The sequence below is a fragment of the Neisseria animalis genome, assembly GCF_900636515.1.
Classification (GTDB): Bacteria; Pseudomonadota; Gammaproteobacteria; order Burkholderiales; family Neisseriaceae; genus Neisseria; species Neisseria animalis.
Genome location: NZ_LR134287.1, coordinates 1,862,593 through 1,884,853, shown reverse-complemented (window position 1 = coordinate 1,884,853; position 22,261 = coordinate 1,862,593). Strand labels below are relative to the sequence as shown.

At 51.7% G+C, this 22,261-nt stretch carries 20 protein-coding genes; 6 read left to right on the top strand and 14 right to left on the bottom strand.

Going from position 1 to position 22,261, the window contains the following annotated elements; translation table 11 throughout:
* Nucleotides 1–54 precede the first annotated feature (54 nt).
* Nucleotides 55–1,908 (bottom strand): lipid A export permease/ATP-binding protein MsbA, encoded by a 1,854-nt coding sequence (gene msbA, locus EL111_RS08625; RefSeq protein ID WP_123794682.1) that lies wholly within the window; start codon nt 1,906–1,908, stop codon nt 55–57.
* A 238-nt stretch (nt 1,909–2,146) separates the two neighbouring features.
* Nucleotides 2,147–3,052 (bottom strand): glycine--tRNA ligase subunit alpha, encoded by a 906-nt coding sequence (glyQ, locus tag EL111_RS08620; protein ID WP_123794680.1) that lies wholly within the window; start codon nt 3,050–3,052, stop codon nt 2,147–2,149.
* 197 nt (nt 3,053–3,249) lie between these two features.
* On the opposite strand from glyQ, the gene EL111_RS08615 reads away from it, so the two are divergent.
* A complete protein-coding gene (locus EL111_RS08615; protein WP_123794679.1) occupies nt 3,250–3,918 on the top strand; it encodes an OmpA family protein in 669 nt (222 codons plus the stop codon).
* 314 nt (nt 3,919–4,232) lie between these two features.
* Here EL111_RS08615 and EL111_RS08610 read toward each other — a convergent pair whose 3' ends face one another.
* From EL111_RS08610 to ccoN, 8 genes are all read right to left on the bottom strand, one after another.
* The gene (locus EL111_RS08610; protein WP_123794677.1) at nt 4,233–4,865 is read right to left on the bottom strand and encodes a 7-carboxy-7-deazaguanine synthase QueE; all 633 of its coding nucleotides are present in this window, start codon (nt 4,863–4,865) and stop codon (nt 4,233–4,235) included.
* Nucleotides 4,862–5,236, bottom strand: a complete 375-nt coding sequence (locus EL111_RS08605; protein WP_123794675.1) for a DUF1304 domain-containing protein — start codon at nt 5,234–5,236, stop codon at nt 4,862–4,864. The genes EL111_RS08610 and EL111_RS08605 overlap by 4 nt, the downstream gene beginning before the upstream one ends.
* A complete protein-coding gene (queD, locus tag EL111_RS08600) occupies nt 5,233–5,661 on the bottom strand; it encodes a 6-carboxytetrahydropterin synthase QueD (protein WP_123794673.1) in 429 nt (142 codons plus the stop codon). The genes EL111_RS08605 and queD overlap by 4 nt, the downstream gene beginning before the upstream one ends.
* 310 nt (nt 5,662–5,971) lie before the next feature.
* Nucleotides 5,972–6,625, bottom strand: coding sequence for a 7-cyano-7-deazaguanine synthase QueC (gene queC / locus EL111_RS08595; protein WP_123794671.1), 654 nt, complete (start codon nt 6,623–6,625; stop codon nt 5,972–5,974).
* A gap of 394 nt (nt 6,626–7,019) precedes the next feature.
* On the bottom strand, nt 7,020–8,414 hold the full coding sequence (gene ccoP, locus EL111_RS08590; protein WP_123794670.1) for a cytochrome-c oxidase, cbb3-type subunit III: 1,395 nt from the start codon (nt 8,412–8,414) through the stop codon (nt 7,020–7,022).
* A gap of 31 nt (nt 8,415–8,445) precedes the next feature.
* A complete protein-coding gene (locus tag EL111_RS08585) occupies nt 8,446–8,610 on the bottom strand; it encodes a cbb3-type cytochrome oxidase subunit 3 (protein ID WP_123794668.1) in 165 nt (54 codons plus the stop codon).
* 4 nt (nt 8,611–8,614) lie between these two features.
* Nucleotides 8,615–9,226 (bottom strand): cytochrome-c oxidase, cbb3-type subunit II, encoded by a 612-nt coding sequence (ccoO, locus tag EL111_RS08580; RefSeq protein WP_123794666.1) that lies wholly within the window; start codon nt 9,224–9,226, stop codon nt 8,615–8,617.
* Nucleotides 9,227–9,246: 20 nt separating this feature from the next.
* Nucleotides 9,247–10,677, bottom strand: a complete 1,431-nt coding sequence (gene ccoN / locus EL111_RS08575; RefSeq protein WP_123794664.1) for a cytochrome-c oxidase, cbb3-type subunit I — start codon at nt 10,675–10,677, stop codon at nt 9,247–9,249.
* Nucleotides 10,678–11,009: 332 nt separating this feature from the next.
* On the opposite strand from ccoN, the gene EL111_RS08570 reads away from it, so the two are divergent.
* The gene (locus EL111_RS08570; RefSeq protein ID WP_123794662.1) at nt 11,010–12,761 is read left to right on the top strand and encodes a M61 family metallopeptidase; all 1,752 of its coding nucleotides are present in this window, start codon (nt 11,010–11,012) and stop codon (nt 12,759–12,761) included.
* 254 nt (nt 12,762–13,015) lie between these two features.
* Complete coding sequence (locus EL111_RS08560; protein ID WP_123794661.1) at nt 13,016–13,456, top strand: TIGR01244 family sulfur transferase; 441 nt, start codon at nt 13,016–13,018, stop codon at nt 13,454–13,456.
* A gap of 565 nt (nt 13,457–14,021) precedes the next feature.
* Here the strand turns inward: EL111_RS08560 and yidC are convergent.
* From yidC to rpmH, 4 genes are all read right to left on the bottom strand, one after another.
* A complete protein-coding gene (gene yidC / locus EL111_RS08555) occupies nt 14,022–15,665 on the bottom strand; it encodes a membrane protein insertase YidC (RefSeq protein WP_123794660.1) in 1,644 nt (547 codons plus the stop codon).
* A gap of 208 nt (nt 15,666–15,873) precedes the next feature.
* Nucleotides 15,874–16,095 carry a membrane protein insertion efficiency factor YidD gene (gene yidD / locus EL111_RS08550; RefSeq protein ID WP_123794659.1) on the bottom strand — a complete coding sequence of 74 codons (222 nt, stop codon included), beginning with the start codon at nt 16,093–16,095 and terminating at the stop codon, nt 15,874–15,876.
* A complete protein-coding gene (rnpA, locus tag EL111_RS08545) occupies nt 16,095–16,436 on the bottom strand; it encodes a ribonuclease P protein component (RefSeq protein WP_123794658.1) in 342 nt (113 codons plus the stop codon). The genes yidD and rnpA overlap by 1 nt, the downstream gene beginning before the upstream one ends.
* 2 nt (nt 16,437–16,438) lie before the next feature.
* Nucleotides 16,439–16,573: a 50S ribosomal protein L34 gene (gene rpmH, locus EL111_RS08540; protein WP_002214728.1), complete on the bottom strand. Its 135-nt coding sequence runs from the start codon at nt 16,571–16,573 to the stop codon at nt 16,439–16,441.
* Nucleotides 16,574–16,913: 340 nt separating this feature from the next.
* Here rpmH and dnaA point away from each other — a divergent pair, with 340 nt between their 5' ends.
* The 3 genes from dnaA to gyrB all read left to right on the top strand — a co-directional run bounded on the left by dnaA (nt 16,914) and on the right by gyrB (nt 22,200).
* Nucleotides 16,914–18,446: a chromosomal replication initiator protein DnaA gene (gene dnaA, locus EL111_RS08535; RefSeq protein WP_123794738.1), complete on the top strand. Its 1,533-nt coding sequence runs from the start codon at nt 16,914–16,916 to the stop codon at nt 18,444–18,446.
* Nucleotides 18,447–18,532: 86 nt separating this feature from the next.
* The gene (gene dnaN / locus EL111_RS08530; RefSeq protein ID WP_123794657.1) at nt 18,533–19,636 is read left to right on the top strand and encodes a DNA polymerase III subunit beta; all 1,104 of its coding nucleotides are present in this window, start codon (nt 18,533–18,535) and stop codon (nt 19,634–19,636) included.
* Between the two features lie 173 nt (nt 19,637–19,809).
* Nucleotides 19,810–22,200: a DNA topoisomerase (ATP-hydrolyzing) subunit B gene (gene gyrB / locus EL111_RS08525; protein WP_123794656.1), complete on the top strand. Its 2,391-nt coding sequence runs from the start codon at nt 19,810–19,812 to the stop codon at nt 22,198–22,200.
* Nucleotides 22,201–22,261: the final 61 nt, after the last annotated feature.

Genomic DNA, 22,261 nt, shown 5'->3' with positions numbered 1-22,261 from the left:
CCTAATCTGTATGGTTTTCAGACGGCACCCAATGCAGTCATGCCGTCTGAAGGTTTATTTGCCTTCTTGTTTCGGTATATGGCTCAATGCGGCGTAGTAGCCGTTTTGTGCCAAGAGTTCGGCGTGTGTGCCTTCTTCGATGATTTTACCGTCGTCCATCACGATAATACGGTCGGCTTCTTCGATGGTGCTCAAGCGGTGGGCGACGATGATGCTGGTGCGACCGTGCATCAGACGCTCAAGGGCTTGTTGGACGAGGCGTTCGGATTCGTTGTCGAGTGCGCTGGTGGCTTCGTCGAGCAGCAGTATCGGTGCGTCTTTGAGAATGGCTCGTGCGATGGAGACGCGCTGGCGTTGGCCGCCTGAAAGTTGGCTGCCGTTGGCACCGATGTGCTGGTGCAGCCCTTGCGGGGAGTTGGCGACCAAGTCTTGCAGATTAGCAGCTTTGAGTGCGGCGAGTACTTCTTCTTCGCTTGCCTCGGGGCGGCTGTAGCGTACGTTTTCAAGCAGGGTGTCGTCAAAGAGGAAGACATCTTGGGAAACAAGGGCGAATTGGGAGCGGAGGTTGCTCAATTCGACATCTGCTATGTCGGTGCCGTCTATCAGAATTTTGCCGGCACTGGGTTCGACAAAGCGGGGCAGCAGGTTGACGGCGGTGGTTTTGCCGCTGCCGGAGCGTCCGACCAAGGCTACTTTTTCACCTGCGCGGATGTCTAAATTGAAGTTGTCGAGGGCTTTGCGGTGTTCTTCTTGGTAGCGGACATCGACGTGTTCAAATTGCAGACGGCCTGTAATGTTGCCGAGGGTTTTTGTGCCGGTATTTTTTTCGGGTTGCTCGTCTAAAAAACCGCACACGGCATCGGATGCGAGAAACATGGTCTGCATGGGAATGCTGATGTTGGCGAGGTTTTTAATCGGGCCGAGCATTTGCAGCATGGCGACGATAAAGGCCATAAATTCGCCGATGGTGGTGTAGCCTTTCTGACTTTGCCAGAGTGCGACGAAGATGACGATGGCGAGTGCGCCGGAGGCGATCAGTTCGCTGATGGGGGAACGGGCTGCGGTGGCTTGGGTGATTTTTTTTCCGAGGCGTACCAAAGTGCCGTTTACTTTGGCAAAGCGTTCGGCCGCTTGGGGCTGCCCGCCGAACAGTTTGATGACGCGGTGGCCTTGGTGGGTTTCGTTTACTACGTTGTTTAATGTGCCGATGCTTTGTTGTGCGCTGGAGATGATGCCTTTCAAGCGGTTGCGGTAATAGCGTGAGAGCAATGACAGCAGAGGGAACATCAGGGCGACAATCAGGCTGAGCTGCCAGTTGAGATACAGCAGTACGCATACTAAGCCGATAACGATCATGGAGTCGCGGGTAAGGGTGATGAAAACGTTGCTGGCGTTGTTGATTGAGCTGTCGGCCATCTGCACGATGTTCATCAATACGGTGCCGGAGGGGTTTTTTTGGTGGAAGTCGGAGGAGAGCAGCAGCATTTTGCCGAACATGTCTCGGCGTACATGGCTGATGGCCATGACGGAAACCCAGGTCATCAGATAGGTGCTGGTGAAGCGGCAGATGCCGCGGATAATAATCAGGGAAATGAAAAACAGCGGGACAATCCAGACTTTGTTTTCCGTTCCCCAAATCAGGTGGGTAAATTGCGCTTTCCAGTTTTGCAGGGTGGCGATGATGCCGGTGGCTTGGCTCAGCTCGGGGGCTGCGGTGGGGACGGCAAATCCTTGGTTGACCAAGGGGGCGATAAAAGCCGCCAGATAGCTTTCGGTGGCGGCAACGCCGACGATGGCCAGTAATGCCCAAATAATACGGGCTTTATACGGTTTGACGTAATTCATCAGCCGCATAAAGCTTTTGGTGTCTTCTTTGCTGAAAAGTCCGAAGGTGAGTTTTTCTATCATATTGTTTGGTCGGCGTTTTGTAGTTTGGATAGGGTTTCAGACGGCCTTGGCGGCAGATGCCGGTATCACAATAATCGTGTCTATTGGGTTTGCGCAACCTGTATTCAGGCCGTCTGCAATTTGGGGGTGCGGGTTGGCATGGAATCCCGAAAAACACGGTGTCAACCATGTTGGTTTTTTTGGGACAATCCAACCTGCACTGCCGGATTCTGTTGGGTTTGCAACCCAACCTACAGCATTAGGCTGCTTGGTTTTTAATCAGCGGGAAGCCTAATTTTTCGCGGCTTTCTACAAATTTCTGCGCTACGGCACGGCTTAAGGTGCGGATGCGGCCGATGTAGGTGGCGCGTTCGGTAACGGAAATCGCGCCGCGCGCGTCGAGCAGGTTGAAGGTGTGGCCTGCTTTCAGTACCAATTCGTAGGCGGGAAGGGCGAGGGAGGCATCTTCGATTTCCAGCAGGCGTTTGGCTTGGGCTTCGTAGTCGTTGAACTGGCGCAGCAGCCATTCGGCATCGCTGTATTCGAAATTGTAGGTGGATTGTTCCACTTCGTTTTGGTGATACACGTCGCCGTAGCTGACGGCCTGGCCGTCGGGCGTGTGAGACCATACCAAATCGTAAACGTTTTCAACGCCTTGAAGATACATCGCGAGGCGTTCGATGCCGTAGGTAATTTCGCCGAGCACGGGCGAACAGTCGATGCCGCCGACCTGCTGGAAATAGGTAAACTGGGTCACTTCCATGCCGTTGAGCCACACTTCCCAGCCCAAGCCCCAAGCGCCGAGGGTGGGGTTTTCCCAGTCGTCTTCCACAAAACGGATGTCGTGCACTTTCGGGTCGATTCCCAATTCGCGCAGACTGTCGAGATACAAATCCTGAATATCTGCGGGCGCGGGTTTGAGGGCGACTTGGAATTGGTAGTAGTGTTGCAGGCGGTTGGGGTTGTCACCGTAGCGGCCGTCTTTCGGGCGGCGGCTGGGCTGCACATAGGCGGCATACCACGGCTCGGGGCCGAGTGCGCGCAGGCAGGTGGCGGGGTGCGAAGTGCCCGCGCCGACTTCCATGTCGAAAGGTTGAATCAGGGTGCAGCCGCGTTCGGCCCAGAAGGTTTGCAGTTTGAAGATGATTTGTTGGAAAGTCAGCATGGTAGTATTTGCAATCTGAAATAAACAATAAGGTGTTCATTTTACTGGTTTGACAGGGGTTTGAACAGATTTATAGGCAGCGCGTCGCGATATGCCGTCTGAAAACAGACAGGGTTGTTTTTTTCGGGCGGGTTTTAGGTATAATGCCGACAGGTTTTGATTTTTATTTTCCAATCATGTATCAAAGAGGAAAGACGATGTCTGACAACAACGATCACAAAGAACAACGCTTGGGTTTGTGGATTGCCGGCGGTGCGGCAGGTATTGCAACGGCGGTAACGCTGTTTCTGTCGGTATGGGGCTGGGAAACGGGCAAGATTGAAGGTTCGCCCGATTACGGCAAAGCGGCGGTTGCTGAAATAGCAGACGGCAATGCGGCGGAGAACGGCTCCGAGGCAACAGTTGAGGAAACCGAAGTGATGTACGAGGGATCTGCTGATGCCGATTCAATGGGAACCGCCGATGCCGAAGGTGCGGATACTGCTGCCGATGGTATGGATACTGCCGTTTCTCAAGATGAGAGCGGAGCAGCTGCCGACGGTTCTGCCGTGGTGGTGGAAAACGGTATCGTGAAATTCTATTTTGCCAGCGGAAAATCCGATTTGGCGGCTGGCGCGCAGGAAGCCTTGCAAGACGTGATTGCCGGCGTGAAAGAGGGTAAAAAAGCAGTTGTATCCGGTTTCCATGATACGACCGGTAATCAGGCGCAAAACGAAGAGTTGTCCAAACAGCGCGCGTTTGCGGTGAAGAATGCTTTGATGGGCTTGGGCGTAGCGGAAGAGCAAATCGAGTTGCGTAAGCCTGAAAACAGCGAAGGCAGCGGCGACAATGCCGAAGCCCGTCGTGTGGAAGTAGTGCTGGAGTAAATCATAGTCTGACAGACTGAAAAAGCCGTCTGCAAATTGGCCGAATGTGAAACAAAGGTTTCGGGGGCAATTTGCAGACGGCTTTGTGATGCGGATTGGACAAAAAATATAGGACGATACGGCTGTATTGCTTTGTATAGTCATTTAAAATAAGAATGATACAGCGTTGCTTTGCCTTGTCGTACTATCTGTACTGTCTGCGGCTTCGCTGCCTTGTCTCATTCTCATTTTATTCGACTATATCGCCCTATATTTTATTGGGCGATATTTTTTTAGATAACCTGCAGGATGCCGGTTTTGCTGTTGTATTTTTGCTATTCTATTCCGGCCAGCTTATGCGTCTGCAAACTCAGCGACCAATGCACGGGGGCATTCGGGCGGCTGTTGAGCAGGCCGATTTGGCGGATGGTGTCGTAAATATTCATTTCACCGTTTTGCTCGCAAGGCGACAGATAATAATGACGGGCACGGATTTTGCGCTCCATTTCTTCGGCAAACGCAGTCACATCGCCGTCGGCGACAATCCGTACTTCATCTGCGGTTTCGATATATTGTTTGGTATATTTTCCGGCATAGCAGGCTTTCGGACTGGCGGCGACAAAATCGATTTGCGGCGGCGCAGGGTTGAGGCCGTTGGTTTCGATGCAAAGGTAATAACCTTGTGCTTTAAGCGTATCCAGCAGAATATCCAGATGCGGCTGGATGGTCGGTTCGCCCCCGGTAATGATAACGGTTCGGGCAGTATATTGTTTCAGACGGCCTAAGATATCGCTCAGGCCGGTCATCTCGAATGTTAAATAATCCGTATCGCACCACCCGCAGGCAAGATTGCATTTGCCCAAGCGCAGGAAAACGGCTCTCATGCCCGTGTTGTAACCCTCTCCTTGCAGGCTTTCGAACATTTCGACCAGGCGGTATCGCGGATTTTCCGGACGGATTTCAGTCATGCCGCCGCCCATACTGCCAAAGCCGCCAATGCGGCGGGCAAACCTTGTTTCAATACGATGCTTTTATTGCCGGTGGAAAACGTGCCCCATGCGGCTGCAATCAAGACAAAGCCGAGAAACAGCATGGTTGCGGGAAAACGCGCGTTGTCCGGCGCGGCAAACTGTGCCCACAACAGGCCTGCCGCCAGAAAACCGTTGTACAGCCCCTGATTGCTGAACATATTTTGCACGCTTTTCTGCTGCAAAAATTCATACGGCAGCTGAAACAGCTTGGCGGCTTTCTCGCTGGGAATCTGCGTCATTTCCAGATAGGCGATGTAAAAATGCTCGGCGGCCACCAGCAATACCAGCAGTGTACCCAACAGGCTCATTCGTTTTCTCCTTCGTATTCGGCGCAAGAGGTCGGTGTTTCCCACAGCTTGACGCTGCATACGTTTATGCCTGCATTTTGCAGACGGCCGTATATTTCAACGGTCATGTTTTCGGCGGTGGTGCGGCGTTGAAGGCGCAGGGTTTTCATGTTCCACTCCTCCAACAGCGCGGCGATTCGGCTTTCCCGCTCATTGCTGCCGTCGTAGATAAAGGCGTGATCGAACGGGTCGATGATTTGCTGCTTGACGATGGCTTTGAGGTCGGTGAAATCCATTACCATGCCGTCTTTCGCCCCGCCCTGAATCAGGCCGTCTGAAACGGTAATTTCCAGCTTGTAAGTATGGCCGTGCAGGTTTTGGCACTTGCCGTCGTGACCGTCGAGCATGTGCGACGAATCAAAAGTGAAGATTTTAGTGATTTTCATGGTCTCATTATGGGTGTAATGCCCAAATAGCGGCGTTTGGCTAGATGGCGGACGGTTTCATTCGAATAAGGGTTTCGCTGCCGGTTTGCAGACGGCCTTTGTTTTTCCTTATCTGCATACGGAAAAGAGCGGCGTGATATAGTCATTCAACACAGAATGATACATCGTTGCCGCACCTTGCCCCAAGAAGCGGCCTGACTACATTGTTGAAGCAGCAACTCCGCCAACCCGTACCATATCCGTACTGCCTGCGGCTTTGCTGCCTTGTCTTATTCTGTGTTATCCGATATAGATGCGGCCAATACCGGCTTCATGGCTTTTCCGCCAGATATTCTGCCAAACCGCGCTCGCGCAATATGCAGCTCGGACATTCGCCGCAGCCGCCGATAACGCCGTTGTAGCAGGTATGGGTATGTTCGCGTACATAATTCAGACGGCCTAAGTCGTCGGCCAGCTTCCACGTTTGCGCTTTGGTCAGATACATCAACGGGGTGTGGATTTGGAAATCGTAATCCATCGCCAGATTGAGGGTAACATTCATGGACTTGACAAAGATGTCGCGGCAGTCGGGATAGCCGGAAAAGTCGGTTTCACACACGCCGGCAATAATGTGCCGGATACCCTGACCCTTGGCAAAAATGGCGGCATAAAGCAGAAACAAGGCATTGCGCCCGTCGACGAACGTATTCGGTATGCCGTTTTCGGCCGTCTGAATTTCCGCTCCATCGCTCATCAAGGCATTGCGGGTAATATGCTGCATCAAGCTCAAGTCAAGCACGGTTTGGGGAATACCCAAATCCTGTGCAATCCAGCACGCGCGTTCCAGCTCGACGGCATGGCGTTGGCCGTATTGAAAGGTAATGGCCTGCACATTGCCGCGGCCATATGTTTCAATGGCCTGCAGCAGGCAGGTGGTTGAATCTTGACCACCGGAAAAGATGACCAAGGCTTTTTGATTGTGCATAAAGATTCCTAGTTTTGGTATCGCGGGAGGGTTACGAACCGCGTATTGCAGGCTGCCGGTATGTCGAAAATTGCAACGGTTGCAATACTGACTTATCTTGCCGCGGGATAGCCGTTTCATTTGGCTCGGGGTAGGGTAGTCGGCAGTATAAAGCGTACATAAGGTACGGAAAATGCTGTATCAATCTGAATGGAAGCGACTATATCCGTACGGTTTTTGATTTACCGCTTTGCGTTGGAAATGAACACTTGGAATGTTTTCCGATGTCGGCAGACAGATTGAAATGGTGAATTATAACTGATTTTCCTATTTGCAGACGGCATTAATGCTGTTTGATGAAATGTTTGGACAATAAAAAGCCGCTCCTAAGGAGCGGCTGGGCGGTAGTAGGGGATTAGCCTTCTACGGTTACTTCTACGCGGCGGCCGGCAGCATTGTCGCCTTGGGCGGCAGTTGTATCTTCAGGCTTACGCAATTCGATATTTTCTGCTTTCACGCCTTGTGCTTCAAAAAACGCTTGTACGGCTTGGGCGCGTTTTTTAGAGAGCTCGGCATTGGCTGCGGCATTGCCGGTGCTGTCGGTATAACCGCTGACAACTAGACGTTTGCCGTCTTTACCAGCTTTGATGATTTCTTCCAGTACGCCGGCGGCATTGGCGGAAACATCGCTTTTACCGGTGGCGAAATAGAAGATACCTTGCGGTTTGCCGTCTTTATTTGAGAGTACCACGCCGTCTGCATCATCGGCCGGAGCTGCTGCTTGTTCTGCTACCGGAGCGGCAGGTTCAGTAGGTTGGGCTGCGGCGGCTGATGCTGTTGCGGGCTGAGCAGCGGCGGCAGGTTGCGCTTTAGGAGCAGGCGCTTTGCCGTCTTTATTGGACAAGCCCCAAACGTATGCAGTCATGATATGCAGTTTGTCGTTGTCCAAGAAGTTTGCCCAAGCAGGCATTTGACCGTGGCGGCCGTTGGTGATGGTTTCGATAATCGCTTTTTGCGTACCGCCCCACAACCATACATCGTCGGACAGATTCGGACCTAAACCTTGTACGCCTTGACCTTGATCACCGTGACAGGTGAAACAGTTGGCAGGACCGCCGTGGAACAGTGCTTTACCGCGTGCGGCACGGTCTTCGTCGTATTGGTCTTTAGGTTTGGACAGGGACATTACATAGTGTGCTACGTCTTTTACGCGCTCTTCACCCAAGGCAGGACCCCATGCAGCCATCACGCCGACACGGCCTTTTTCGATGGTTTCACGGATTTGCTCAGGCTCGCCGCCCCACAGCCAGTCGTGGTCGGTCAGGTTCGGGAAGCCTTTGGAACCTTTGGCGTCCGCACCGTGACATTGGATACAGTAAGTATCAAACATATTCTTACCGATTTGCTGCACTTGGGGATCTTTTGCCACTTGCTCAATCGGCATGTTGGCAAACTTGGCATACAGAGGTTTGTATTGCTCTTCGGCTTTGGCTACTTCTTTTTCATATTGATTGTGGCTGGTCCAGCCCAATACGCCTTTGAAATCGCCTACGCCGGGGTAGAGTACGATGTAAACCGCACCAAAAATCCAAGTCAATACATACAGCCAGAACCACCAGCGGGGCAGGGGGTTATTGTATTCTTCAATACCGTCCCATTCATGACCCGTGGTTTTCGCCTCTTCGCCTTTTTTCAGTTTGACGACGTTTTGCGAAATCAGCAGCCAAGCCAAACCGATAAAGCTGAGCACGACGATGGCGGCAATATATATATTCCAGAAATTACTGGTAAATTGGGATGTTGTGTTCATTCTTTATGCTCCGTGGTCACGGACAAACCGGTTAACGCCCGTTTTTTTCATCAGTGTTGTTTTCATTGTCGAAAATACTGTTGGCAGCATCGTCGTAGTTTTTCTTATTGCGTCGGTTAAACACAATATAGAGCACCAGTATGAAGCTGATAAAAACCCAAACTGTAAAAAGCGAGCGTACCCAGTTGATGTCCATGATGTTACCTTACGTTTTTCAATGCCAAGCCCAAGCCTTGCAGGTAGGCAACAACGGCATCCAGTTCGGATTTGTTTTTCAATTCCTCAGGTGCTTTGGCCAATTCTTCATCGCTGTAAGGCGTACCGACGGCGCGCAAGGCTTTCATGTTGCCGATGGTTGCATCGATGTTGACTTTGGTTTGAGCCAGCCACGGGAATGCGGGCATATTGGATTCAGGCACGACATCGCGCGGATTGATCAAGTGGATACGGTGCCATTCGTCTGAATAACGACCACCTACACGGGCCAAATCCGGACCGGTGCGTTTGGAGCCCCATTGGAACGGACGGTCGTAAACCGACTCGCCGGCAATGGAGTAGTGACCGTAACGCTCGGTTTCTGCACGGAACGGACGAATCATTTGCGAGTGACAGTTGTAGCAACCTTCGCGGACATATACATCGCGGCCTGCTACCTGCAGTGCGCTGTATGGCTTCACGCCGGGTGCGGGTTGGGTAACTGCTTTGGAGAAAAACAGCGGCACGACCTCAATCAACAAGCCCACGCTGGCCACAAGCAAGGTAAATACAATCAGAATGCCGACTTTTTCTTCAGCTAATTGTTGTAATTTCATTTTGGTAGCCTTTTCCTATATTAGTGGTGGGTTTGCGAAACCGCAGGAATCTCGGCATCAACCGCTTTGCCACTGATGATGGTGCGGTAAACGTTGTATGCCATGATGAACATACCTGCCAAGTACAACAGACCACCTGCTACACGGATGGCGTAGTAAGGCATGGTGCGTTTTACTGATTCTACGAAAGAGTAGGTCAGCGTACCGTCGTCGTTCAACGAACCCCACATCAGACCTTGCATCACGCCGGCAATCCACATTGCGGCAATGTAGAGTACGACGCCGATGGTGGCGATCCAGAAGTGTGCTTCAATCAATTTGGTGCTGTACATTTGCTCTTTGCCGAACAGGCGCGGAACAAGGTAGTAAACGGAACCGATGGTTACAAAGCCTACCCAACCCAATGCGCCGGCGTGTACGTGTGCTACCGTCCAGTCGGTGTAGTGGCTCAAGGCGTTTACGGTTTTGATGGACATCATCGGGCCTTCGAAGGTAGACATACCGTAGAAGGACAATGAAACAATCAGGAACTTCAGAATCGGGTCTGTACGCAGTTTGTCCCATGCGCCAGACAGGGTCATGATACCGTTAATCATGCCGCCCCAAGATGGTGCAAACAGAATCAGCGACAGAATCATACCCAAAGATTGAGTCCAGTCGGGCAGGGCGGTGTAGTGCAGGTGGTGCGGACCGGCCCACATATAAGTGAAGACCAATGCCCAGAAGTGCACGACAGACAGGCGGTAAGAGTAAACCGGACGGCCTGCTTGTTTCGGTACGAAATAGTACATCATACCTAAGAAGCCGGCAGTCAGGAAGAAGCCTACGGCGTTGTGACCGTACCACCACTGTACCATTGCGTCGATTGCGCCGGAATATACAGGGTAAGACTTCATCACGCTGGCCGGAATGCTGATATTGTTGACAATGTGCAGCAATGCAACCGCCAAGATGAATGCACCGTAGAACCAGTTGGCTACATAGATGTGTTTCACTTTGCGTTTGGCAATCGTACCGAAGAATACGATGGCATAGGCAACCCATACCAAAGTAATCAGCAGGTCGATTGGCCATTCCAGCTCTGCATACTCTTTACCTTGGGTGTAGCCCAGCGGCAAGGTAATAACGGCCAGTACGATAACCGCCTGCCAACCCCAGAAAGTGAAAGCAGCCAAGGGGCCGCAGAACAGTCGGGTGTTACAGGTACGCTGTACGACATAGTATGATGTGGCAAACAAGCCGCAGCCGCCGAATGCGAAAATAACCGCATTGGTGTGCAGCGGACGCAGACGGCCGAAGTGGAACCACGGGCCGATTTCGGATAAATTGAGAGAAGGTGCGTATAATTGGGCGGCAACAATTACGCCGACCAGCATACCCACAATCCCCCAAACTACAGTCATGATGGCGAACTGGCGCACCACTTTGTAGTTATAAGTTTGTGTGTCCATGGGAGAGTCTCCATAAATTATGGGAATGAAAAATTTTTATATCTTCACGATAAGACTGTTTGATGACAAACAGTTATGCCGAAGTTTAAATTTTTCTTAATTTAACATATTTATAAAAACGCGCCAAGCAGTATTACATTTGCGCGCTTCCCCGCAGAGATTGGCTGTTTGGCTAAAAAACCAGTAAAATCAAACTTCTGGTTTTGCGGAATCTGTATTTTACTGGTTCGGATTTTTCAAGTCCCCTTTTTTGAGAAATCTTTTTGATGTAAATTAAATATTCACTTTTATTGAATATTAAATAATAGAATTTAACAAATAAAATAATAGTTATGCTAAATTATAAAATCACACCCAACCCGAAAGCCCATCAGTGGCAGATTGTATTAAGTTTTAGTCAAAACAAACCATTGCCCGTTGAAGTTGTATTGCCCGACTGGGTGCCGGGCAGTTATCTGATTCGTGATTTTTCACGTCATATTGTTCAAATCAATGCTTTTTGCAATGGCGGGCAAGTGGGTCTGGTACAGCAAAGCAAGAGCAGGTGGTTGGCGGAAGGGCAGGTCGGGGAGTGGCAGATTTGCTACACCGTTTATGCGTTTGATTTGTCGGTGCGCGGTTCTTTTTTAAGTACCGAACGCGGCTTTTTTGACGGTGCGTGTTTGTTTTTGAGTGTGAAAGGTTATGAAAGCCAACCGCATCGGGTTGAGCTGTTGGAGCTGCCCGTAGGTTGGCAGGTGGCGACTGCTTTGCCGCAAATAGGGGAGCAGGTTTTTCAGACGGCCTCTTACGGTGAATTGATTGATTGTCCGGTTGAGTTGGGGCGGATTGAGTTTTTGGATTTTGAGGCGGCAGGTATTCCGCACCGTATTGCATTGAGCGGTTTGTACCGGGATTTTGACCGAGCCCGTTTGGTCGGCGACATTCGGAAAATTTGCGAGGCCGAATTGGCGATGTTTCCGAAGCCGGTGCCGTTTGCGGAATATTGGTTTTTGCTGCACGTTGGCGATAATATTTACGGTGGATTGGAGCACATCAGCAGTACGGCGCTGCTTGCCGACCGCAACAGTCTGCCGCCGCACGGTATGGCTGCGGCCAATTCCGACTACACCCAACTGCTCGGATTGTTCAGCCATGAGTATTTTCATGCGTGGAACGTGAAATCCATCAAGCCTGAAGTGTTTGCGCCTTATGATTTGTCTAAGGAAAATTATACGGAGCAGCTTTGGGCGTTTGAGGGCATTACATCTTATTATGATGACTTGTTGCTGGCGCGTAGCGGCGTGATTGCACCCGATGCTTATGTTTTATTGCTTGCACAGGCCATTACGCGCGTACAGCAGACCAAAGGCCGTCTGCAACAGACATTGGCAGAGTCCAGCTTTACGGCGTGGAATAAGTTTTACAAACAAGATGAAAACAGTCCGAACGCCATCGTCAGCTATTATCAGAAAGGTGCGCTGGCGGCATTGTGTTTGGATTTGCTCATCAGGCAAAAGAGTGGCGGCAAGCAGTCGCTGGATAATGTGATGCAGCAGCATTATCTTGACTGGTGTGCCACCCGGTCGGGCATACCCGAAAAGCAATGGCAGGTAAGATGCCGGCAAATAACGGGTTTGGATTTGGAGGACTTTTTTCAGACGGCTTTGTATTCGACTGAGGATTTGCCGTTGGAGGAGTGCTTGGCAAGTGTCGGTATCGAATTGGCTTGGCACGCTCTGCCGCGCAGTCACGGAGGGGGTGTGGTTACGGATACGGTTGAAGTTTCGGCGGCTCCCGATTTGGGTGCGCGGTTCAAACAGCATGCCGATTATGCGGTGCTGACTCATGTGCTGAATGGCGGCAGCGCGGAAAACGGTGCGCTGTGTCCCCAAGATAAAATCATTGCCGTGAATGGTTACAGCTGTACGGATTTGGCGGGGCAGTGGTCGCAATATGCCGTTGGCGAGCGTGTCCGCGTACACTTTTTCCGTTCGGGCGTGCTGCATGAAAGTGTATTGACGGTTCAGGCGGCGGAAGCGGCAACCGCATTGCTGCGGATTGTCGATAAAGAACGCTTAGAAAATTGGTTGTTTAATCGGTAGGAGACGGGTTGGGTTTGCCGAAACGGCCGTGGAATGCTTTTCGATTTTCAGATGGATTTCTGTATGCCTGCCGGAGGCAGTATTGATTTTGCAGACGGCTTTTTATATGGTTATGCCGTCTGTAAATCATACATATAGTCATTTAAAATAAGAATGATACAGCGTTGCTTTGCCTTGCCGTACTATGTGTACTGTCTGCGGCTTCGCTGCCTTGTCTCATTCTTATTTTATTCGACTATAGTAAAGGAGAAATGATGGCGATTGCTCAATTGGACGATAATCTTTATATTGCACCGCAAATCCGCGAGGAAGATGTGAAGCAGGCTGTTGAGCTGGGTATTGGGGCAGTTATCTGCAACCGTCCCGATGGGGAAGAAGAGGGGCAGCCCGATGTTGCACAAGTACAACAATGGCTGTCTGCGGCAGGGATTGACTGTTTTTATCATCAGCCTGTTACCGCGCCGACAATTTCTGCTGCCGACGTGGAGGGGTTTCAAGCATTGTTGGGCCGTACAAACGGAAAACCGGTATTGGCTTACTGCCGTACAGGTACGCGCTGTTCTTTATTGTGGGGTTTTCATCAGGTGCAGAACGGTGTTGCCGTGGCAGAGGTAAAAGCAGCAGCGGCACGGGCAGGCGTGGATTTGAGCAATTTTGAAGGCCGTCTGCAAAATGCGGCAGAGCAGGGCTTGTAAGTTGATGGGTATGGCAGGGAAATAGTCAAAGCGTTTTTTGTATCTTTTTGTATCTTCAGCCATTTGTTGTTGAGTGGCATGGCGGTAATCATTTGATACGGCGTTACGGCGTTGCTGTGTTTGCTGATTGTGCAGTCCGGCTTGATTGGCCGGTTCTGCTGTGGAATGTTTGCGGTTTTAAATGTTTTGTTGTCTGATGGGGGTAATATTGATTTTGCAGACGGCTTTTATACCGTTATGCCGTGGCTTTGTTTCCTTGTTTTGTTCTCGACTGTTTAAAGTAAGCATGATGCGGTGTTGCTGCGCCTGAGCTGTTACAGCTAAGGATTGGTATAGTCGAATAAAATAAGAATGAGACAAGGTAGCGAAGCCGCAGACAGTACACATAGTACGGCAAGGCAAAGCAACGCTGTATCATTCTTATTTTAAATGACTATGACGACAAGTTTGGCACACGCCCCGTCTGTACGCTGATGTCGGCTTGTTGTGTTCGGTGTGATACGGATATTTAAAAGGCCGTCTGCAAAATCGGCATTTTGCAGACGGCCTTTTTTATTGTTGCATGTTAAGAAACCACTTCACCTTGGGCGCGTTGTTTCTCGATGCTCTTATTGATGTACCATTGCTGGGCGATAGTCAGCAGGTTGTTCACTACCCAGTAGAGTACCAAACCGGCGGGGAAGAAGAAGAACATTACTGAGAAAATCAGCGGCATAATCTTCATCATTTTCGCCTGCATCGGATCGGTAGGCGGCGGGTTCAAATAAGTTTGAACAAACATGGTTGCAGCCATAATCAGCGGCAGGATATAGAACGGATCGGGACGGCTCAAGTCGTGAATCCAGCCCAGCCACGGTGCCTGACGCAGTTCGACGGAAGCGAACAGCGCCCAATACAGGCCGATGAAGACGGGGATTTGCAACAGCATCGGCAGACAGCCGCCGAGCGGGTTGATTTTTTCGTCTTTATACATCTGCATCATGGCTTGCTGTTGCGCCATACGGTCGTCGCCGTATTTTTCTTTGATGGCTTGCAGCTTCGGCGCAACGGCGCGCATTTTGGCCATCGAGCGGTAGGAAGCGTTGGTCAGCGGATAGAGTACGGCTTTGACGATGACAGTCAGGGCAACAATTGCCCAGCCCCAGTTGCCGATGATGTTGTGCAGTTGGTTCAGCAGCCAAAACAGCGGTGAGGCAAACCAGTGTACTTTGCCGTAGTCTTTTGCCAGTTGCAGGTTGTCGGCGATACCGGCGATGACGTCGGTGGTTTGCGGGCCGGCATAGAGGTTGGCGGCGATGACGGTGCTGCCGTTACCCGGCGCGGCGGTCAGCGGAATGCTTGCGCTGGCGCTGTAAAGGTTGTCGCTGCGGCGTTTGATGTCGATTCTGCAGTCGCCTGCCGCGCAGATGCTGGCTTGGTCTTTGGGCTGGAGAATCCATGTTGCCATAAAGTGATGCTCAATCATGCCCAGCCAGCCGCTTCGGGTGCGGCGGACATATTCTGCTTCGTCTTTGCCGGATTTGGCATCATCGTCCAAATCGGAAAATTCGACTTTTTGGAAGTCGCCTTCGGGGGTGTACACTACGGGGCCGACATAGGAATGGGTAAAGTAACCTTGGCCTTCAGGCTCGCTGTTGTCGCGCACGACGTTGTAGTTGGCGTTCAGGCTGACGGGGTGGCCGCTGCTGTTAGCAACGTCGAAGCGTACGTTAATCAGATAGCTGCCTTTGGCAAAGGTATAGACTTTGTCGATTTTCAGGCCGTTGGTTTCCGGCGCGCTCAGACGGACTTCTACCTTGTCGCCATTGAGGGTGTAGTCTTTTTGCGCGGCGGTAAAGTTTACGCCTTTCAAGACGTTGTTGCCTTGTGCGTCCAGTAATTCGGCTTGGGCGACGTAAGTGTAGTCTTTGCTGTCGTTAAACAGGACGAACGGTTTTTTCTCATCACCGTTGGCCTCGTATTTCAGAAGGGTCAGTTGGCGCAAGTCGCCGCTTTTTTCATCGATGACGGCTTTAACCGTATCGGTGGTAACAGTTATCGGCGTGGCAGGGGCGAGTGCGGCTTCGGTTTTGGCGGTGGCCGCAGTCTGTTGCTGCTGAGCTGCCTGTTGTTGTGCCGGAGACGGTTTCGGGGACGGGAATAATTGTTCCCAGCCCATCAAAATCGCCAAGGCGATGGCAAAAAATGCCAAGAGTCTTTTAAAATCCATAACAACTTCCGGAATGTAAATAGGGGTAAAAATGCAGTTTCAGACGGCATTATATAGAAATTGCGGGGAATGAACAGGGGAAGTGTGCAAAAGGCCGTCTGCAAATGGAATATCCGACCCGATGAACGCAATATGGAAGCCGTGCCGGACGGGTCGTATCTTGTTTGGTACGCTTGGAATACGGCCTCGGCAAGCGGTATGCTCCGTTTTACGGGACGGAATCGTGTCCGCTTCCGCCAAAGGGGTGGCAGCGCGCAATGCGTTTGGCGGCCAGCCAGCCGCCTTTGAAAGGGCCGTATTTTTTAACCGCTTCAACAGCATATTGCGAACAGGTCGGCGTGTAGCGGCAGCGCGGCGGAATCAGGGGGCTGACGGCGTATTGGTAAAAGCGTATCAGCCAGAGCATGAGTTTTGCCAGCAGTGCGGACATCAGCGTTTCTTTATCATCAGTTGCGCCAGTTGGATGCGCGCTTGGGCGGCTTCGGCGGCGGTAAAGGCGCGGCTGACGCGCACCACGAAATCATGCGGCGGCAACTCGGCCTTGTGCAGGCGGAACCAGTCGCGGATAACGCGTTTCATGTAATTGCGGCGGTTGGCGCGTTTGGCGGTTTTTTTGCCGACCACCAAACCGAGGCGGGGGTGGTTCAGGCCATTGTCGCCGGATTGTGAAACTTGCAGCAGTTCGCGGCTTTTGCGGTTGCGATATGCAAAAACGGATGAGAAATCATCCGTTTTTAATAAGCGGTACTGCTTGCCGAAAGAGTAATCCAAGATTATACGGCCAAGCGTTTGCGACCTTTGGCGCGGCGTGCGGCCAATACTGCGCGGCCGCCGCGGGTTTTGGAGCGTACCAGGAAGCCGTGGGTGCGTTTGCGTTTGGTCACTGAAGGTTGATAAGTGCGTTTCATATTTTTTCCTAAAAATCGGTAAGGGTGGAATTAAACTGTGAATTACACCGTAATTTTCAACTTTTGTCAATCAATATGAAAGGTTTGTGCGGAGATGCGGTGAGGTGTGTGGTTGCGGTGCGGTTTTCAGGCGGTATCGACGGCAGGTGGGCGGTTTGTGGACAAAAAATCAGACGGTCCCGCTGTCCTGTGGATAAAAATCAGTTATAATCGGCAGACTGTGTATTTTTATCCGGTACGCCGTCTGATTAATATGCGCTGTCAGTGCGCGGATTTCGGGCGTGCCGCCGTTTTGCAGACGGCCTTTGCCGTTGTTTTGATGTTCCGTACCGAGCCTGATATGACGTTAGCAGAATTTTGGCCGCTGTGCCTCCGCAGACTTTCCGATACCCTTACGGAACAGCAGTTCCGTCAATGGATTGCGCCGTTGACCGTGGGCGAGGAGGATGGTGTGTGGGTGGTGTACGGCAAAAACCAGTTTGCCTGCAATATGCTCAAAAACCAGTTTGCTGCCAAAATCGAACAGGTTCGCGCCGAGCTTGCGCCGCAACAAAGTGCGTTTGCATTCAAGCCCGGGGCGGGGCAGGCTTATGCGATGGCGGAAAGCGGTGCGGCGGATGCGGGATATAAAGATACGGCAGATACGGCGGTAGAACAAAAATCTGATGTGCCGCCATCTGAAAACGTCCGCTCGTTATCAAAGAAAAGTGCTCAGGAGATTTTGGCGGCGCGTTTGAAAAGTTTGCCGCAAGAGCCTAAGCCTGCTGCTGCCGCGAAAACGGAAGAGCCGAAGGCGGCTGTCGGGAAAATCAATGAAGAAGTTCGGCGCGAGGCGGAAGAAGCGCGTTATCAGAAAACCAATCTGTCGCCGGATTATACGTTTGAAACATTGGTGGCGGGTAAGGGCAACCGCCTTGCCGCTGCGGCAGCGGAAGCGATTTCGGAAAGCCCGGGGACAAACTACAACCCGTTTTTCCTGTACGGCAGCACTGGCTTGGGTAAAACCCACTTGGTTCAGGCCATCGGCAACGAATTGCTGAAAAACAAGCCGGATGCCAAGGTGCGCTATATGCACGCTGATGATTATGTACGCAGCCTGATGGTTGCCGCGCGCAACGGTACGTTTGATGCGTTCAAGCAACAATACAAGCAATATGATTTGCTGATTATCGACGATATTCAGTTTATTAAAGGCAAAGACCGTACGATGGAAGAATTTTTCTATCTGTACAACCATTTCCATAATGAAAAAAAACAGTTGATTCTGACCTGCGACGTACTGCCTGCCAAAATCGAAGATATGGACGACCGCCTCAAATCCCGTTTTTCTTGGGGTTTGACGCTGGAACTTGAACCGCCCGAGTTGGAAATGCGTGTGGCGATTTTGCAGAAGAAAGCGGAATCCGCCGGCGTGAAAATCAGCGAAGAAGCGGCGTTTTTCATTGCCAACCTCATCCGTTCCAATGTGCGCGAGCTGGAAGGTGCGTTCAACCGCGTCAGCGCCAGCAGCCGTTTTATGAACAAGCCCATCGATATTGATTTGGCACGCGAGTCGCTGCAGGACATCATTGCGGTGAAGCACAAAGTCATCACCGCCGACATGATTATTTTTGAAACCGCCAAGCATTACCGGATTAAGCCTGCCGAGATTGTCGGCAAAAAGCGGACGCGCAACATCGCCCGTCCGCGTCAGGTTGCCATGAGCCTGACCAAGGAGCTGACCAATCTCAGCTTGCCCGCCATCGGAGCTGCGTTTGGAGACCGCGACCATACCACCGTGATGCACGGCGTGAAAGCCGTTGCCAAATTGCGCGAAGAAGATCCCGAATTGGCGCAGGATTATGAAAAACTGCTGATTATGATTCAAAACTGATTTGCAGACGGCATCGGTATCTCAACAGGCCGTCTGCAAAACAAACCCCGATATTCCCGCTTAACCCTGATCACAAGGAATACCCCATGTTGATTTTACAAGCCGACCGCGACAGCCTGCTCAAGCCGCTGCAAGCCGTAACCGGCATTGTCGAACGACGCCACACCCTGCCGATTCTGTCCAACGTCCTGCTCGAAAGCAGCGGCGGCCAAACCAATATTTTGGCAACCGACTTGGAAATCCAAATCAATACCGCCGGCCCGCAAGCCTCTGCCGGTGATTTCCGCATTACCACCAATGCCAAGAAACTCCAAGACATTCTGCGCGCCCTGCCCGAGAGCGCCATCGTTTCTTTGGATTGGGCGGACAACCGTTTGACACTTAAGGCCGGAAAATCCCGCTTCGCCCTGCAAACCCTGCCGGCCGAGGATTTCCCGCTGATGAGCGTGGGCGAGGATGTGAGCGTGGCATTCTCGCTCAAGCAGGAAAACTTTAAAAACATGTTGTCGCAAGTGCAATACAGCATGGCCGTTCAAGACATCCGCTATTATCTCAACGGCTTATTGATGCAGGTGGAAGGCCGGCAACTCCGCCTCGTCGCCACCGACGGCCACCGTCTGGCCTATGCCGCCAGCGAAATCGAAGCGGAGCTGCCCAAAGCCGAAGTGATTCTGCCGCGCAAAACCGTATTGGAACTCTTCAAGCTCCTGAATCATCCGAGCGAAGAAATCAGTATCGAGCTGCTGAACAACCAAGTGCGATTCCGCTGCAACGATACCGTTATCGTCAGCAAAGTCATCGACGGAAAATTCCCCGATTTCAACCGCGTGATTCCGCTGGACAATGATAAAATTTTCTTGGTTTCGCGCACAGCCTTGTTGGGTGCATTGGAGCGTGCGGCGATTTTGGCCAACGAAAAATTCCGCGGTGCAAGATTGTTCCTGCAACCGGGCTTGCTGAGCGTGGTCTGCTCCAATAACGAGCAGGAAGAAGCACGCGAAGAGCTGGAAATCGCCTATCAGGGCGGCGAACTCGAAGTCGGATTCAACATCGGCTACCTGATGGACGTATTACGCAATATCCATTCGGAAGACATGCAGCTCGCTTTCGGCGATGCCAACCGCTCGACGCTGTTTACCGTACCGAACAATCCGAATTTCAAATACATCGTAATGCCGATGCGGATTTGATGTCGGAATAACGAAGGCCGTCTGAAAATATTCAGACGGCCTTTTTGCTGAATTTCCCATCAAAATCAGGTATAATTTTGTGTTATTTGCCGTTTGGTCCGATTGGTTTCCCGTTTCGGAATTTCAGACGGCCTGAATTTGAATTTCCCTTTAGTTTCAAAAGAAAAGACATTATGACCGACCAAAAACACGAAGAATACGGTGCCGACAGTATCCAAGTGCTCGAAGGCTTGGAGGCCGTGCGCAAACGCCCGGGTATGTATATCGGCGATACGCAGGACGGCAGCGGCCTGCACCACATGGTGTTCGAAGTATTGGACAACGCCATCGACGAGGCTTTGGCCGGTCATTGCGACAAAATCCGTGTGATTATCCATGCGGACAATTCCGTGAGCGTATCCGACAACGGCCGCGGCATGCCGACGGGCATACACCCGAAAGAGGGCATTTCCGCAGCGGAGGTCATCATGACCATCCTGCACGCGGGCGGCAAATTCGACAACAACAGCTATAAAATTTCCGGCGGCCTGCACGGTGTCGGCGTTTCCGTGGTTAATGCGCTGTCCGATTGGGTAACGCTGACCATCTACCGCGACGGCAAAGAGCATTTCGTGCGCTTTATCAACGGCGCATCGGAAAAACCGTTGGCCGTGGTCGGCGATACCGATAAAAAAGGTACGACCGTGCGCTTTCTTGCCAGCGAGGCCACATTCGGTACGGTGGAATACAGTTTTGATATTTTAGCCAAGCGCATCCGCGAATTGTCGTTTTTAAACAACGGTGTGGACATCGAGCTGACCGACGAGCGCGACGGCAAACACGAGAGTTTCGCGCTTTCCGGCGGCGTGGCGGGTTTCGTCCAATACATGAACCGCAAAAAAACGCCGCTGCATGAAAAAATCTTCTATGCAGCCGGCGAAAAAGACGGTATGGGTGTGGAAGTGGCGATGCAGTGGAACGACAGCTATCAGGAGTCGGTGCAATGCTTCACCAACAATATCCCGCAGCGTGACGGCGGTACGCATCTGACCGCGCTGCGCCAAGTGATGACGCGCACCATCAACAGCTATATCGAAGCCAACGAAGTGGCGAAAAAAGCCAAAGTCGATACCAGCGGCGACGATATGCGCGAAGGTTTGACTTGTGTATTGTCGGTCAAGCTGCCCGATCCGAAATTCTCTTCGCAAACCAAAGACAAACTGGTTTCCAGCGAAATCGGACCTGTCGTGAACGAAGTCATCAATCAGGCATTGACCGAATTTTTGGAAGAAAATCCGACCGAAGCCAAAATCATTACCGGCAAAATCGTTGAAGCCGCCCGTGCGCGAGAAGCGGCGCGCAAAGCCCGCGAAATCACGCGCCGAAAAGGTGTGATGGACGGTTTGGGTCTGCCCGGCAAGCTGGCAGACTGTCAGGAAAAAGATCCTGCGTTGTCGGAACTGTATCTGGTCGAGGGCGATTCCGCCGGCGGTTCCGCCAAACAGGGGCGCGACCGCAAATTCCAAGCGATTCTGCCGCTCAAAGGCAAAATTTTGAACGTGGAAAAAGCACGTTTTGAAAAAATGCTTGCCAGCCAAGAGGTTGCGACACTGATTACCGCTTTGGGCGCAGGTATCGGCAAAGAAGAGTTCAACCCCGAAAAATTGCGCTACCACCGCATCATCATTATGACCGATGCCGATGTGGACGGCGCACACATCCGCACGCTGCTCCTGACGTTCTTCTACCGCCAAATGCCGGAGCTGGTGGAGCGCGGTTATATCTACATCGCCCAGCCGCCGCTTTACAAAGCCAAATACGGCAAGCAGGAGCGTTATTTGCAGGACGAAGCCGAAAAAGACCAATGGCTGTTGAGTCTGGCGGTGGATAAAGCCAAACTCATTTCAGACGGCCGCATTGTCGAGGGTGAAGAGTTGGCGGGCGCAGCCAAGCAGTTTTTGCAGGCCAAAGCCGCCATCGCACAAGAAAGCCGCGTGATTGATGATTTGGTGTTGAATGCCATGCTGTATGCGGATACGGTTGATTTGTCCTCAACGGAAAGCACAGACAAAGCCATCGCCAACCTGACCGCACTGCTCGATGAAAAAGAAGTAGCATTGGAGCGTGTGGAAGGCAGCGAAGGCGGACACTTCATCAAAATCACCCGCAAGCTGCACGGTAATGTGATGGTCAGCTACATCGAGCCGAAATTCCTCAGCAGCAAAGCGTATCAAACCATCAGCCAAACCGCTGCCGCGCTGAAAGGTCTGGTCGGACAAGAAGCCAAGCTGGTGAAAGGCGAAAACGAACAGGCAGTGGGCAGCTTTGAAGAAGCATTGGACATTCTGATGAGCGCGGCGCAAAAAGGCATGAGCATACAGCGTTATAAAGGCTTGGGCGAGATGAATCCCGAGCAGTTGTGGGAAACCACCATGGATCCCGCCGTGCGCCGCCTGCTGAAAGTACGCATTGAAGACGCGATTGCGGCAGATGAAGTGTTTGTAACCCTGATGGGCGACGAAGTCGAACCGCGCCGCGCCTTTATCGAGAACAACGCCTTGATTGCACAAAACATTGACGCATAATATATCGTTTCTGCATATATAATTTGTTTTGAGGCCGTCTGAAAAAGATAAACCGCGATTT

Coding starts and splice junctions, on each gene's coding strand:
- dnaA (WP_123794738.1), top strand. CDS start 16,914: ATGACGTTAGCAGAATTTTGGCCGCTGTGCCTCCGCAGACTTTCCGAT.
- EL111_RS08585 (WP_123794668.1), bottom strand. CDS start 8,610: ATGGACATCAACTGGGTACGCTCGCTTTTTACAGTTTGGGTTTTTATC.
- glyQ (WP_123794680.1), bottom strand. CDS start 3,052: ATGCTGACTTTCCAACAAATCATCTTCAAACTGCAAACCTTCTGGGCC.
- EL111_RS08610 (WP_123794677.1), bottom strand. CDS start 4,865: ATGACTGAAATCCGTCCGGAAAATCCGCGATACCGCCTGGTCGAAATG.
- EL111_RS08560 (WP_123794661.1), top strand. CDS start 13,016: ATGGCGATTGCTCAATTGGACGATAATCTTTATATTGCACCGCAAATC.
- ccoO (WP_123794666.1), bottom strand. CDS start 9,226: ATGAAATTACAACAATTAGCTGAAGAAAAAGTCGGCATTCTGATTGTA.
- queC (WP_123794671.1), bottom strand. CDS start 6,625: ATGCACAATCAAAAAGCCTTGGTCATCTTTTCCGGTGGTCAAGATTCA.
- msbA (WP_123794682.1), bottom strand. CDS start 1,908: ATGATAGAAAAACTCACCTTCGGACTTTTCAGCAAAGAAGACACCAAA.
- ccoP (WP_123794670.1), bottom strand. CDS start 8,414: ATGAACACAACATCCCAATTTACCAGTAATTTCTGGAATATATATATT.
- EL111_RS08605 (WP_123794675.1), bottom strand. CDS start 5,236: ATGAGCCTGTTGGGTACACTGCTGGTATTGCTGGTGGCCGCCGAGCAT.
- EL111_RS08570 (WP_123794662.1), top strand. CDS start 11,010: ATGCTAAATTATAAAATCACACCCAACCCGAAAGCCCATCAGTGGCAG.
- rpmH (WP_002214728.1), bottom strand. CDS start 16,573: ATGAAACGCACTTATCAACCTTCAGTGACCAAACGCAAACGCACCCAC.
- EL111_RS08615 (WP_123794679.1), top strand. CDS start 3,250: ATGTCTGACAACAACGATCACAAAGAACAACGCTTGGGTTTGTGGATT.
- dnaN (WP_123794657.1), top strand. CDS start 18,533: ATGTTGATTTTACAAGCCGACCGCGACAGCCTGCTCAAGCCGCTGCAA.
- gyrB (WP_123794656.1), top strand. CDS start 19,810: ATGACCGACCAAAAACACGAAGAATACGGTGCCGACAGTATCCAAGTG.
- yidD (WP_123794659.1), bottom strand. CDS start 16,095: ATGTCCGCACTGCTGGCAAAACTCATGCTCTGGCTGATACGCTTTTAC.
- yidC (WP_123794660.1), bottom strand. CDS start 15,665: ATGGATTTTAAAAGACTCTTGGCATTTTTTGCCATCGCCTTGGCGATT.
- queD (WP_123794673.1), bottom strand. CDS start 5,661: ATGAAAATCACTAAAATCTTCACTTTTGATTCGTCGCACATGCTCGAC.
- ccoN (WP_123794664.1), bottom strand. CDS start 10,677: ATGGACACACAAACTTATAACTACAAAGTGGTGCGCCAGTTCGCCATC.